Source organism: Nocardia rhamnosiphila NBRC 108938, from assembly GCF_000720425.1.
Classification (GTDB): domain Bacteria; phylum Actinomycetota; class Actinomycetes; order Mycobacteriales; family Mycobacteriaceae; genus Nocardia; species Nocardia rhamnosiphila.
Genome location: NZ_JOAJ01000003.1, coordinates 284,312 through 297,061, shown reverse-complemented (window position 1 = coordinate 297,061; position 12,750 = coordinate 284,312). Strand labels below are relative to the sequence as shown.

Genomic DNA, 12,750 nt, shown 5'->3' with positions numbered 1-12,750 from the left:
GGGAATGTTGAAGTCCTACAAAAAGCTCGATCGATGGTACGGTCCGCTGGAGCCGGAGGGGACGCGCGACACGGATGTGCCGCCTCGCGCGCCGGAGCCCGGCGGCGAGGCCGTCCCGGGGGCCGACGACGGCCCCGCCAGGTACCCCGACTACATTGCCGAGGCCGGCAGCGCGACAGCCCGGCCCGATCCGGCGCCCGCCGAACTGTCCGGTCGCCGCACCGAATTCACCGGTGGCTGGTCGGACTGGGTGGACGCGCCCGGCGACGACCGGGACGCGGACCTGGTGCGATTTCCCTGGGCCGACGACGAGGAGCTCACCGAACCGGCGCGGATCGGCCGCACCCCGGCCCGGCTCCGCGATATCGGGGCCGAGCCCGGCGCCCGCCGTCGCCGCACCGCCGGAGTCCTTCTCGCCGCCGTGGTGCTGCTCGGTATCGCCGCCGCCGTGGTCCTGTACCTGCTGGCGCCCGGCACACCCGGTGCCGCCGGCCCCGGAGCCGCGCCCGACGGGGGCGCGGGCCTGCGCTTCACCGCCGGGAGCACCGGCGCCGATCCCGCCGCCGCGGCGTGCCCGGCCGAACAGACCGCGCAGGTGGTGCGCGGCGCGGGGCCGGGTGGCACGAATTCCGGGCCCGACGCCGTGCTGCGCTTCCAATACGCCTACTACGTGCAGCGGTCCGGTGCCGAGGCGCGCGCCGCGGTCGCCCCCGACGCCCCGGTGTCCTCCGCCGAGGTGATCCAGGCGGGTATCGACAGCGTGGCGCCCGGCACCGCGCACTGCGTACGGATCATGACCGTGGCCGATGGCCGGTACACGGTCGAGGTCACCGAGTTCCGGCCCGGTGGCGAGCCCGCTACCTACAGCAGGCAAACGGTCACCACCGCGGTGATCGACGGCCGCACCCTCATCACGGGTATCTCGGCCGGATAGAGGAGAGTGCTGCGATGGGAGAGGATTGGAGCCGCTGGCTCGACACCGCACCGGATGCCGAGGTGACGGACGGGACAGACGGAGACCGGAAGGCGCGGGTGGTGCGGTTGCCGGGTGGCGCCCGGACCCGCGCGGCCGGTGAGCCCCGGCCGATCCTGGTGGTGGGCGGCTGCGGCGGCGCCGGCACCACGACCACCGCGCTCGGGCTGGCGGGTGAACTCGGTTTCGCGGGAACCGCCACGGTCGCGGTGGACGCCACGCCGGCCGGGGGTGATCTGGCCCTGCGCGGCGCCGACGAGCATCTGCACCCGATCAGCATGCAGCAGTGGTTGTACGGCCGCGGCGACGACGAGCCCGCCCCGTTGAAGGACTGTATGTCCCGGGCCACCTCCGGAATCGGCCTGCTGTGGCGTGACGCTGCGCCGCTGCGCCGCCGCGCGAGCTATCTCACCGTGGCCCGGGCGGTCGACCAGGCCGGATACACCGGTGTCTACGACGGCGGAAACCCGATCGCGAGCCGGCAGTTGCGGCCGTTGCTCGACGACGCGGACGTCGCGCTGGTCTTGACCATCCCGGCGCGGGTAGACGCGGCCAACCGACTGCGGGTGACACTCGAATGGCTCGATGACGAATACGGCGACTCCTCGGAACCCATGGGCGGCGGGATCGTCGGCGATACCACCATCGTCGTCTCCCATCAGCTGCGCGGCGCCGATTCGCGGGTAGCCGACCATTTGCGGGAACATCTCGCCGGTTGGGTCCGCGATATCGTCGAGGTGCCCTACGACCCCCACCTGGCACGCGGTGAACTGGTGCGTCACGTCGCGCTCGCCGACGAGACGCGGCAGACCTACGAGCGACTACTCGCCGGGATGGCGTCATGAGGCGGCCTCGTCGTCAGGGCTCCGGCCTGCGCGGACCGTGTGTCGCGTCGCGCGGCCGGGGTCACGCGGCCGCTGGGCTTTCGGTGACTCCGCGGGCCATTCGGAACTTTTCGGGGGGCGGCATTGTGTTGCGTCCCTTCCGTCGAGGCTCCGGCTTGCGCGGACCGTGGGTTGCGTCCCGGGGGCGGGGTCATGGGGTCGCTGGGCCTTCGGTGACTCCGCGGGCCATCCGGAACGCGGAGGGAGGCATCATGTTGCGATCCCTCCGCCTTCGCTCCGGGCTCCGCGGATCGCATGCCAGACCTTTGAGGGAGGCATGATGTTGCGATCCCTGCGCCTGCGCTACGGGCTCCGCGGATTACATGCCGCATCTCGGAGGGAGGCATCATGTCTGTTGCTATGAATCTTCCTCGTCGACCGGACCGTAACGCTGTTGCCGGAGTGGTACCACCGCCGGAATCACGCCGCGCCGCGGTCTGGGACCGTCCTGTTCCCGGCGCCGGCCGTGCGCCGCTGGTGTGGCTGCTGGGTGTCCACGGCGGCGCCGGCGCCAGTTCGCTGGCCCATGTGCTGGCGCCCGCCGCGGATTCGGGCCGGCGCTGGCCCGGTGTCTTCGACCGGGAATCGCCGTTCGTGGTGCTGGTGGCGCGGGAGACCATCGCCGGACTGACCCACGCGCACGATCTGCTGCGCCAGCACCACTCGGGGTTCGCCGGTCCCAGCCAGGTTCTCGGCCTCATCACGGTGGCGGCGCGTCCGGGCCGGATGGCGCCGGAGATCCGGCGCTACCGCGATGTGGTCGCCTCACTGGCCGGACAGGTCTGGCAGGTGCCCTGGTACGAGGAGTGGACGCTGGTCGAACCGGAGAAATTGCCGGTGTGGACGCCGGGTGTCGCGACCTCGCCGCAGCGCCGCCGCCGGATCGACCCACTCGACGAGGTTCCCCTGGACATCAGGGAGCTCGGTTCGGAAATCGTCGCGGCCGCCCGGGCCGCGCTGGAGGAATCGGAGGACGCCCCCACTCGGGGCCGATCGAGATTCGTAGAGGAGTGATGCCGTGATCGCCGCCGTCGAGCATGTATTCCGTGACGTGCTCCCCGCGCTCGCGCGGACCGAATGTTGCACCTCAGCTATCGAGAAAGGCACCCGATGAGCACCGTACTTCTCGCCGTGCACCAGGTCTACGACACCGTTGTTGTGGCCCAGGTGGGCAATCCGACGCCCGAGGCCCCGCCCGGGTCGGAGAAGATCCTGCAGCTGGTGCGGTACCTCACCTGGTTCGTCCTGCTGTCCGGGATCTGCGGCATCATCTACGCGGGCGGCAAATTCGCGTGGGAGAAATGGACCGGCGGTGGACTGGAGTCCCCGAAGATGGTGGCCGGAGCGATGATCGGCGGCGTGGTCGCGACCAGTGCCGGAACGATCATGAACGCCGTCATCGGAACGTGAGGTTGTAATGGATCTGGTCGGGGCGGCCGGTGTTCTGGCGTACAAGCAGATGCCGGCCGAAGTGTTGGAACCGTTGATGCAGTTGCTGAATTGGCTGCTCTGGTTCGTTCTCATGGGCTGTCTGGCGTGGATGATCGTTTCGGCCGGAAAGCTGTGGCTGACGTTCAAGGGCGATCTGGCGATGAACGACGCCTCGCACGGGGTGCTCATGAGCCTGCTCGGCGCGATCGTGGCCAGTGGCGCCTCCGGTATCGCCCTGGCGTTCCTGCCCGGATGATCCGGGGCGAGGCGAGGAGAACGACCTGCGCATGAAATCGACCGTGATTCCGGCCCCGCGCCGGTCCGGCCGGCCGTATGTCCTCAGGGCTGCCCCTGTGCTGTCCGCGCTGCTGCTGGCCGGCGTCGTGGGCTGCGGGGGCGGGGACGCCGCGGCACCGCCCGATCTGTCGGCGCCCCCGACGAATGTGCGCTGGGTGCCGTTCCAGGGCGTATCGTTACCGCATAGCGATCAAGGTCCGACGGCCCAAACCGACGGTGCCGCAACGGGTTTCGAGCAGACCCCGACGGGCGCCGGGGTGGCCGCCATGGTGCACGCCGTGCGCCTGGCGATCGCCGATGACGGACAGTGGTCGAATATTGTTGCCCGGGAGGTGGTTCCGGGCCCGGCGAAGGACGAATGGGCGGTGAACCGGGTGCAGCTGTCCATCAGTGGTCCCGCGGATCCGGTCTACGCGCCGCGGCTGCTGGGGTACCGGATCACCGAGTACAGCGACCAGCGCGCCGCGGTGGACGTGTACAGCGAGTACTCGGACAGTTCGAGAGCGGTGAACCACACGACTGTGGAGTGGTTCGCCCGGGATTGGAGGTTACGGCTGCCGGATCCGGAATCGACCACGCGACCGATCGACCCTGTGACCGAATTACCCAGTGACACTGTGAAAGTGGAGGCACCGAAATGAGCGGGAAGGAGACCTATCAGCGTGACCGCGTCTCCTTCGGAGTCATCGCCTCCGCGGCGGTACTGGCGCTGATCGTGGTGGTCGGCGTCGTCATGTGGACGGGCCGCGACGACGCACCCGTCTCGGCGCCGCCGCCCCCGGCCGCGGTGGGCGAGGGCTTCGCCGATCCGGAGGTGGATGTGTTCAATCGGCGCATCGATATCCCCAACAACCCGGCGGGGCAGGTCCTTCCGCAGGACCCGTCCCCGCAACGCAAGTCGACGGATCCCGATTGGCTGACCGCCGCGCCGGTGGGCACCACCGATCCCCGCGGCTGGCAGCGGGTGTACGGGGCGTCGGTGCCGTTCTCGAGTTCCGACGGTCCGAACCGGATCGAGGACGGACTGGCGGTGGGGTACTCGCACACCCCGCAGGGCGCCGCGCTGGCCGCGGCCCAGATCACCTACCGGCTGAATGCCCGGCCGGCGGACCGTGATCTCTATGTACGGCAGGTGCGGGTTTCGGCGCAGCAGATCGCGGCCTACGACAAGGCCCTGGAAGCGGATCGGCTGCCCGAACAGCAGCCCGAATCGGTGACCCGGTACCTCGTCGCGTCCGACGCGTTCAAGATCGACGACTACGCGGACGATATGGCGATCGTGCGGTTGGCGCTGCGTGCTCCGGCGCTCGATGCGAAGCCGGTGTGGGTGACGTTGCGACTGATCATGGTGTGGGACGCGGGGGATTGGCGGCTCAAGCCGACCACCTCGCCGAACACACAGACCGAGTATGTCGAATCGCTCGAGGGGTGGACTCGATGGTGATTCCGATGTTGGGACGAAATGTGGAAGCTCAGGTAGTGCGCGCAGACAGCCCTTCCGAGCGCGGGGAGCGAACTCCCGCGGTCTCGTACCGGGTGTCGCTGGCCAGACGGCTCGTCACGATCCTCGCGGTGATCTTCACCGTGTCGATGGCGACGCCGGTGGTGGCCTACGGTCAGTCCTACGGGTTCGACGAGACCTGTAACGAGATACACGATGCCCTCGACGAGCTCGGCATTCCCGGGATCTCGCTCGGCGACGCCGCCGCGGCGGTGTGCAAGGCGGGCAATGCCGCCACCCATCCCGGTGAAGCGGCCACCGCCGTCAAGGACAAGGCGTGGGATTCGACCTTCGGCAAAGTGGTCGATTCGCTGATGAACGGGCTGGGCGAAGCCATCATCCTGGCGCTGACCTTCTGGATGAAGGTGCCCAACGAGGTGGCCAGCGATTCCGGTTCGCTGTTCACCAAGATCAACGACTACACATATCAGATACAGATACTGCTGTTGATGGCCTCCATCATCATCACGGGTCTCAGATTGGCCGAGGCCAGACGCGGCGGCGCGATGCAGGAGGCGGCCGAATCGTTCCGGATGTTCACCCGGGTGGTGTTCAGTTCCTGGATGCTGGGCGCGGTGATCGTGGCCGGCACCGTGGCCTCGGACCGCTTCGCCGAATGGATCATCCAGGACTCCACCGACGGCAATGCCCGCAACATGGCCGAGCTGATGGTGAAAACCAGTAAGCTGCAAGCCTTCTCACCCGGCCTCGTCCTCATCATCGCGATCGTCGGACTACTCGGGGCGCTGGCCCAGATCGTGCTGGCCATCGTCCGGCAGGGCCTGCTGGTGATCGCGGCCGGTGTGCTGCCGCTGGCGGCCGCCGCCTCCGGAATGAGCACCGGTAAGCAGTCGTATCAGAAACTGGTCGGCTGGATCATCGCCTTCATGCTGTGGAAACCGGTGGCGGCGATCGTGTACATGATCGCGTTCACCACCGCCGGGCACGTGGACGAGATGACCCCGGCGGGCGGACTGCCCGAGGCCGAGGAAGCCCAGCGCATGCTGGTGGCCATCGTGCTGCTGTGCAGTGTCGCGTTCGTGCTGCCCGCGCTGATGCGGCTGGTCACGCCGGCGGTCGCCATTGTCGGCAGCGGCGGTTCGGGTCTCACCGCGACCGGTGGAACCCTGATCGCCGCAGCCGGTCTGGGCGCCATGGGTACCAAGGCGGTCGGCGCGAAGGGTGCCGCGGCGCCCGGTCGCGCCGGCTACGTCGGCGGCGCGGCCGGTCCGCCGCCGCCCGGTGGCGGACGCGGCGGTGGTGCGCCCCGGCCGATGCCCCCGCCGCGCGGTGGCGGAGGCGGCGGCGCGCCGGCCGGCGGACAGGGACCTCGGTCGAGTGGGTCCCCGGGCGGTGTACCGTCCGGTGCGTCCCGCGTGGCAAACAGAATGGGCGCGACCCGCGCCGCGACCGCCGGGATGACCCGCGCGGACCAGGCCATGGGTGATGTAGCAGGCGACAATTGGCGCAACCGTAACCCCGACTTCGGTAGGAACACCATCCCACGATGACCAGCACCGAGACCTACGAACGCCGCTCCTACGGCCTGTGGCAGAAGCCCCGCAGCGCCGGACTTTTCGGGCTGCGGTGGGAAGAGACCGTGCTCGGCTTCGCGGTGGTGATCACCGCGCTGCTCACCGCCATGATCGGCGGTTTCCAGTGGGGCGCCGTCGTCGGCGGGGTCGGTGTGGTGATCATGGCCCCCCTCGTCATGCGACGCGGTGGGCGTTCGGGCTACGAGACGGGATTGATGATGTTCCACTGGATGCGTTCGCGTAATCGCGGTGAGCACGTGTACCGCGGCGGCCGGTTCTCCCGGGTGCCGGGTGGTTTCACCCGGCTGCCGGGGCTGCTCGCGCCCTCCAAGCTCTACGAGGGTATCGACGCCGGCGGTTACAGCTTCGGCATGATCCACCTGCCGCAGTTCGCGCAGTACACGGTGGTGCTGCGGGCGTGGCCGCAGGGTCACGAGGCGGTGGACCAGCCGGTGATCGACCGTTGGGTATCGGCCTGGGGCACCTTCCTCGCCTCGGTCGGCCAGACCAGCGATATCGTCGCCGTGGTGCCGGTGATCGATACCGTCCCGGAGACCGGGAACCGGTTGCTCACCGAGGTTTCCACCATTACCCGGCCGGAGGCGCCGGATCTGGCGCAGCAGGTGATGTACGAGCTGGCCACCGAACTGCCGCAGGAGCGGGTGCAACTGCTGCCTCGGGTCGCCATCACCTTCAAGGCGACCACCGCCGAACGTCGCAAGAATCCGGCGGAGGAGGCGGTCGAGATCGGCCGCCGGCTACCGGGTATCTGCGCCGCGCTCGCCGAAGCCGGGGTGCGCGCCCAGCCCATGTCGGCCGACGAGGTGATCTCGTTCATCCGGCGCAGCTACGACCCGGCCTCGCAGGCCGATCTCGAGGTGGCCGCGGGCGAGCCCGAGGGCCACGGCCTGGACTGGGCCGACGCCGGGCCGGTCTCGCACGACGAGAAATGGGATCACCTCGTCCACGACGGCGGCCGGTCGGTGACCTGGGAAATGGACACCGCCCCGGAGGGCGCGGTGGACGAGCGGGTGCTGCAGCGGCTGCTGGCGCCGAATCCGGAGGTGCCGCGGAAGCGGATCGCCATCGTGTACCGGCCGCATTCGGCGGCCGACGCGGCCGAGATCGTCGACGACGATTTCAAGAACGCCCTGGTCGCTCAACAGAGCGAACGCGGTGTGGTGTCGGCGTCGGCGACCCTGCGGGTCGGCGCGACCCAGCAGGCCCGGGAGGAGCAGGCGCGCGGTCACGGTGTCACCCGGTTCGGCGCCCTGGTCACCATCACCGAGCCGAATCGCGGTGACCTGCCGCGGATCGAGGCGATCACGCGCGACCTGTCCACGCAGGCCCGGCTCAAGATCCGCCGCTGCTACCGCTACCAGGCGGCGGCCTTCGCGGCATCGCTCGGTTGCGGGGTGATCCTGCCCGAGCACGCGACCATTCCCAAAGCATTGGCGGGGTGAACGACTGATGGCACGCGAGCACGAGCCACCCGTACGGGAGCGCAACAGAACCCGGGTCGCCACCGGCGACCGGTCGCGATCCGGCCGGGACGACGAACGGCATATCCGGGACGCCCGGCGCGGATCCGGCGACGCCGAACGGCGCGATCCCGAACGCTCGCGGGCCGATCGCCGGACCCGCACCGGGCGCGACGGCGAGGCCGGCAACCGGGAGCGGGCCCGCCGCAACCGGGTCGATACGACCGCCGACCGGGCAATGGGCACCCCGGAGTTCGACAAGGCGGCCCGCCGGGCGAAGGCGCGGGCCGAGAAACGCCGGCAGCAGGGCCCGCCGCTGCTCGACGCGGCCACCCGCTCACGTCTCGAGGAGGTGAGCCGGGAAGGCGCGGGTATCCGGGCCGCCTGGGCCACCTTCCGGATCCGCACCGACGATATCCGCCGCCGCAACTACGCCGCGCGCGCCGAACAGGAATACCAGGACGGATTCGACCGCCAGACCGCCCAGCTGACCGACCGGGGGTTCGCCGGGGCCGGCGGCGGCCGGATGAACGTGGTGGGCCGCCCGGTCGAGTACCGGGCCACCACCGCCCAGGTCGCCGGGCTGTGGCCGTGGTCGGTCGGCGCCGGCGCACCGCTGATCGGTACACCGCTCGGCTCCCACCTGCACACCGGCGCCCCGGTGTGCTTCGACCCGATGAACTGGTTCATGCGCGGTAGCTTCATCACCGCGCCGAGCCTGTTCGTGCTGGGTCTGAACGGTTTCGGCAAATCGTCGCTGGTGCGGCGGATCGTGCTCGGCGGGGTCGCGCAGAACATCACGCCGCTGGTGCTCGCCGACGTGAAACCCGACTACCGGAAGCTGGTTGAACTGGTCGGCGGTCAGGTGATCGATCTCGGGTACGGTCACGGCAAACTCAACCCGCTGGCCGGCGGCGTGCTCGGCGATATCGTGCCGCGGCTGGAAGAGCATCCCGAGTTGCAGCGGCAGGTGCTGCAGGATCTACGGGCCCGGCAGGTCACGCTGATCGCCGGTCTGGTGGAACTGGTGCGCGGCGCGCGGGTACGCGATTACGAGGAGACACTGATCTCCACCGCCCTGCGGATCCTGTACCGGCCGGGCAGCGGATTCACCCCGGACCAGCCGCCCATCATGGAGAATCTGCTCGAGGTCATCGTCGCCGGTGGCGAGGAGATGATGCTCGATGCCGGCGCCGACAGCCCCACCGAGTACCACGAGGCGATCCGCGGGTTGCGGCGCTCGCTGCGTGCCCTCACCCAGGGTCCGTTCGGCGCGGTGTTCAACGGGCAGACCTCGGTACCGATCGATACCGACTCGGTCGCGGTGTGCATCGATGTGTCCCATATCCCCAACGGGGACAAGAAGCTCAAGGCCGCCGTCATGCTGGCCTGCTGGGCCGACGGATTCGCCGCCGTGGAGGCAGCGCATACGCTCACCGACGCGGGGATGGCCCCCCAGCGGTACTTCCAGGTGGTGATGGACGAGCTGTGGCAGGTGCTGGGCCTGGGTGATTTCATGGTCGACCGGGTCGATGAACTCACCCGTCTGCAGCGCGGTATCGCCACCGCCCTGATCATGATCAGCCACACCATCAAGGACCTGCAGTCGCTGGGTTCGGAAGCCGCCATCGCCAAGGCCCTCGGTTTCCTGGAACGGGCCCGCGCCAAGATCTTCGGCGCCCTGCCCGGCGAGGAGATCAAACGACTGGACAGCACAGTGCCCTTCACCGCGGCCGAGGAGGAGATGGTGACCAGCTGGTCGGCGCCCCAGGCGCTGACCGGTGAGGCCCTCAGACCGGGTCAGGTCAGACCGTCCCCGCCGGGTACCGGCAAGTTCCTGCTGAAAATCGGTGAGGACCGGCGGCCGGGCATTCCCTTCCATATGGAATTCACCGCGGCCGAGAGGATCAGCGGGATCCACGACACCAACCAGCGTTTCGAGGAATTCACCTCCTACCCGGGGCGCTATGCGGCCGAACAGGTCGCGGCGCCGGACAGTTCAAATCCGGTAGGCGGGAGCAATTCATGATGCCGCATCGGTCCTATCGCCGGGTCTCGCCGGAGGTCCGGGCCGCCGCGGTGGAACAGGTGCTCGCGCTCACCAGCAAACTGCGCAGCGAATCGGAGGCGTGCCGGCTGGTCGCCGAACAGATCGGGGTGCACACCAATTCGGTACGCAACTGGGTGCGCGCGGCGGAGGGACCGAGCCTGGAGCGGATGGACGCGGCCGCCCTGCGCCGCAAGGTCGCCGCGCTGCAGCAGCAACTTGCGGCCGCCGCGGAGGTGAACCGCGCCCTGGCCGACACTCTCAACGAATCCCGGCGCGAGACGTGAACCCCGCGGGAGCGCGGTGAACGCGAAATCGGTGCTGTGGACCTGCCTCGGTCTGGTGCTCGGCCTGATGACGGTCATCCTCGTCATCGTGATGCCCGCTGTGGACGATCCGTGCGAGGGCGGGTCGGTGCTCGACCCGAGCCAGGCGACGCTGCCGCCGCTGGGCGGATACCCACCGGGTGATCCGCGCGCGGCCGGCGAGACGGGAATCCCGGACGGCTCCACCGCCAACCCCACCGCGGTCGCGACTCCGTCGCTGGCCGCCGGGGCGGGACCGCTGGGTCGTAGTTGGCCGATGGCCGCCGGCACCTATTCGGTCTCGGATGTCTTCGGTTCGCGTGGCGGGGGGCACAAGGGTGTCGACCTGGCCGCGCCGGACGGCACCCCGATCTTCTCGGTGGCCGACGGAATCGTGGTGGCCGCGGGCCCGGCCTCGGGTTTCGGTAACTGGATCGTGGTGGATTCGGTGGATGCGGGCAACGGGCGCGCGTATTCCGCGGTGTACGGGCATATGTGGGACAGCGGAGTACTGGTGCGGGTCGGCCAGGTCGTGCAGGCCGGCCAGCATATCGGCGCGGTGGGATCGGCCGGGGAATCCAGCGGGCCCCATCTGCATTTCGAGATCGTGCCGGGCGGCCGGTTCACCGGCGGCCGGCAGATCGACCCGCTGCCCTGGCTCGACGGGGCGCCCACCCCGGATCTGGGTGGTGCCCGCGCGTATTCCACCGATCCGGCGTGTGTGCGCGGTTTCGGTACACCGGGTGGGGCATTGGCCAATGGGAAAGTGCCACCGGAACTGGAGATCTGGTACCGCCGCGCGGGATCGCTGTGCCCCGAGGTCACCCCATCCCTGCTGGCCGCGCAGGGACGGCAGGAATCCGGTTTCCGGCGTGGGCTCACCTCGCCCGCGGGCGCGCAGGGGCTCGCGCAGTTCCTGCCCGGCACCGCCGCGAGTATCAATCCCGACGACGGTCAGCCGTACGTGATCGATGCCGACGGTAATGGAGTGGCCAGCGTATGGGACGACGGTGACGCCATCGTCGGGCAGGGCCGGTACATGTGCGCGATCGCGCACAAGATCACCGGCTGGATCGGCGAGGGGCGGGTCCAGGGTGATGTGGTGGCGCTGACGCTGGCCGCCTACAACGCGGGCGAGGGCGCGGTGCTGGCGTCGGGCGGTATGCCGAATCAGGTGGCCGCGCACTACTCCGAGACCCAGCCCTACGTCACGAACATCTTGGCGATGGAAGCGGAATACCGCGATCCGGGAGCCACCGGGCGTTTCGCCCCCGACAGTGCGGGAGCGGCCGGGGACCAGGTCGTACAGGCCGCGCACGAATGGCTGGGCACCCCGTACGTATGGGGTGGCGGTGGCCCGCAGGGACCCAGCGGTGGCGGGCTCGACGGACCGGGCTTGACCTCGGCGGCGGTGTTCGCCGCCTCGGCCGGTGCGGTCTCGCTGCCGCGTACCGCCGAGCAGCAGTGGGAGGCCGGTATCGAGGTGCCGCTCGCCAAGGTGCAGCCGGGGGATCTGGTGTTCAGCGAATTCGGGCCGCGTGGACCCGCGCGGGTCGGAATCTACAGCGGGAACGGGCAGATGATCCAGGCGGCGCCCGCGCTGACCGCGGACTCTCCCGGCGGGGTGGCCGAAACTGCCGTACCCGGCGACGCCCGGGCGAGGAGGGTGCTGTGAACACGCGCGGATCGGCGGCGTTTACGAGGTCCGGGCGGTTAGCCTGGAACGAGGAGACGAGTGCTGGTGCGGGACTGGTGGTGGTGCTGATGCTGGGCATCACGGTACTGAGCGGATGCGGCGGCAGTGGCGAGGACGTGGGATCGGGTGGCACCGTGGCCACCTCGACCACCCGGCGGCTCGAGGCCGTACCCGCCCCGGATCCGGTGACCCCGGATGGGGTCGCGGTGGCGGCGCTGCGTGAGATCTATCAGTGGGAGCCCGCCACCGAGGTTCCGGGCGCTTCGCTGGAACGCGCGCGGAAATGGCTGGGCCCCAGCCTGACCCGGGTGCTGGATGCGTCGACGGCCACCGCCGGCGCTCCGGCGGTGTCGCTGCAGTGGGGTGACTGGGCGGCGGCCGGGGCCCGGGTGGAGGCGTTCACCTTCGCCTCCGGTGACCGGCCGCCCGCCGGGCCGGATCCCGGTGTGCAGCAATTCAAGATCGGAATCGAGCAGACCGTCGTCTATCCGGACGGCCGCGAGGAACCCCTGGCGCCGTCCACCGTCATCGCGACCGTTGTTCGTACGCCGCAGGGCTGGCGTCTGGACGGCTACCGGTGACCCGGCAGGCATCATTCAG

The 12,750-nt window shown here is 69.8% G+C and carries 13 protein-coding genes; all 13 read left to right on the top strand.

Going from position 1 to position 12,750, the window contains the following annotated elements; genetic code table 11:
• Positions 1-4: 4 nt before the first annotated feature.
• Positions 5-934 (top strand): DUF8176 domain-containing protein, encoded by a 930-nt coding sequence (locus IG75_RS0113175; protein WP_030521535.1) that lies wholly within the window; start codon positions 5-7, stop codon positions 932-934.
• A 14-nt stretch (positions 935-948) separates the two neighbouring features.
• Positions 949-1,818: a MinD/ParA family ATP-binding protein gene (locus IG75_RS0113170; protein ID WP_030521534.1), complete on the top strand. Its 870-nt coding sequence runs from the start codon at positions 949-951 to the stop codon at positions 1,816-1,818.
• Between the two features lie 387 nt (positions 1,819-2,205).
• Positions 2,206-2,871, top strand: coding sequence for a hypothetical protein (locus tag IG75_RS0113165; RefSeq protein ID WP_051714551.1), 666 nt, complete (start codon positions 2,206-2,208; stop codon positions 2,869-2,871).
• 96 nt (positions 2,872-2,967) lie between these two features.
• A complete protein-coding gene (locus IG75_RS0113160; RefSeq protein ID WP_030521532.1) occupies positions 2,968-3,267 on the top strand; it encodes a hypothetical protein in 300 nt (99 codons plus the stop codon).
• Positions 3,268-3,274: 7 nt separating this feature from the next.
• A complete protein-coding gene (locus IG75_RS0113155) occupies positions 3,275-3,544 on the top strand; it encodes a hypothetical protein (protein WP_030521531.1) in 270 nt (89 codons plus the stop codon).
• 31 nt (positions 3,545-3,575) lie between these two features.
• Positions 3,576-4,226: a DUF8175 domain-containg protein gene (locus IG75_RS0113150; protein ID WP_245713178.1), complete on the top strand. Its 651-nt coding sequence runs from the start codon at positions 3,576-3,578 to the stop codon at positions 4,224-4,226.
• Positions 4,223-5,029: a DUF8175 domain-containg protein gene (locus tag IG75_RS0113145; RefSeq protein ID WP_030521529.1), complete on the top strand. Its 807-nt coding sequence runs from the start codon at positions 4,223-4,225 to the stop codon at positions 5,027-5,029. The genes IG75_RS0113150 and IG75_RS0113145 overlap by 4 nt, the downstream gene beginning before the upstream one ends.
• 35 nt (positions 5,030-5,064) lie before the next feature.
• Positions 5,065-6,597 carry a conjugal transfer protein TraG N-terminal domain-containing protein gene (locus IG75_RS0113140; protein ID WP_245713179.1) on the top strand — a complete coding sequence of 511 codons (1,533 nt, stop codon included), beginning with the start codon at positions 5,065-5,067 and terminating at the stop codon, positions 6,595-6,597.
• Entirely contained in the window at positions 6,594-8,084 is a 1,491-nt protein-coding gene (locus IG75_RS0113135) for an SCO6880 family protein (RefSeq protein ID WP_030521527.1), read from the top strand. The genes IG75_RS0113140 and IG75_RS0113135 overlap by 4 nt, the downstream gene beginning before the upstream one ends.
• A 7-nt stretch (positions 8,085-8,091) precedes the next feature.
• Positions 8,092-10,131, top strand: a complete 2,040-nt coding sequence (locus tag IG75_RS36270) for a hypothetical protein (protein WP_245713180.1) — start codon at positions 8,092-8,094, stop codon at positions 10,129-10,131.
• Entirely contained in the window at positions 10,128-10,436 is a 309-nt protein-coding gene (locus tag IG75_RS0113125; protein WP_030521525.1) for a transposase, read from the top strand. Before IG75_RS36270 ends, IG75_RS0113125 begins: the two co-directional genes overlap by 4 nt.
• 16 nt (positions 10,437-10,452) lie before the next feature.
• The gene (locus IG75_RS0113120; RefSeq protein WP_030521524.1) at positions 10,453-12,129 is read left to right on the top strand and encodes a peptidoglycan DD-metalloendopeptidase family protein; all 1,677 of its coding nucleotides are present in this window, start codon (positions 10,453-10,455) and stop codon (positions 12,127-12,129) included.
• Entirely contained in the window at positions 12,126-12,731 is a 606-nt protein-coding gene (locus tag IG75_RS0113115) for a hypothetical protein (protein ID WP_245713181.1), read from the top strand. Before IG75_RS0113120 ends, IG75_RS0113115 begins: the two co-directional genes overlap by 4 nt.
• Positions 12,732-12,750 lie beyond the last annotated feature (19 nt).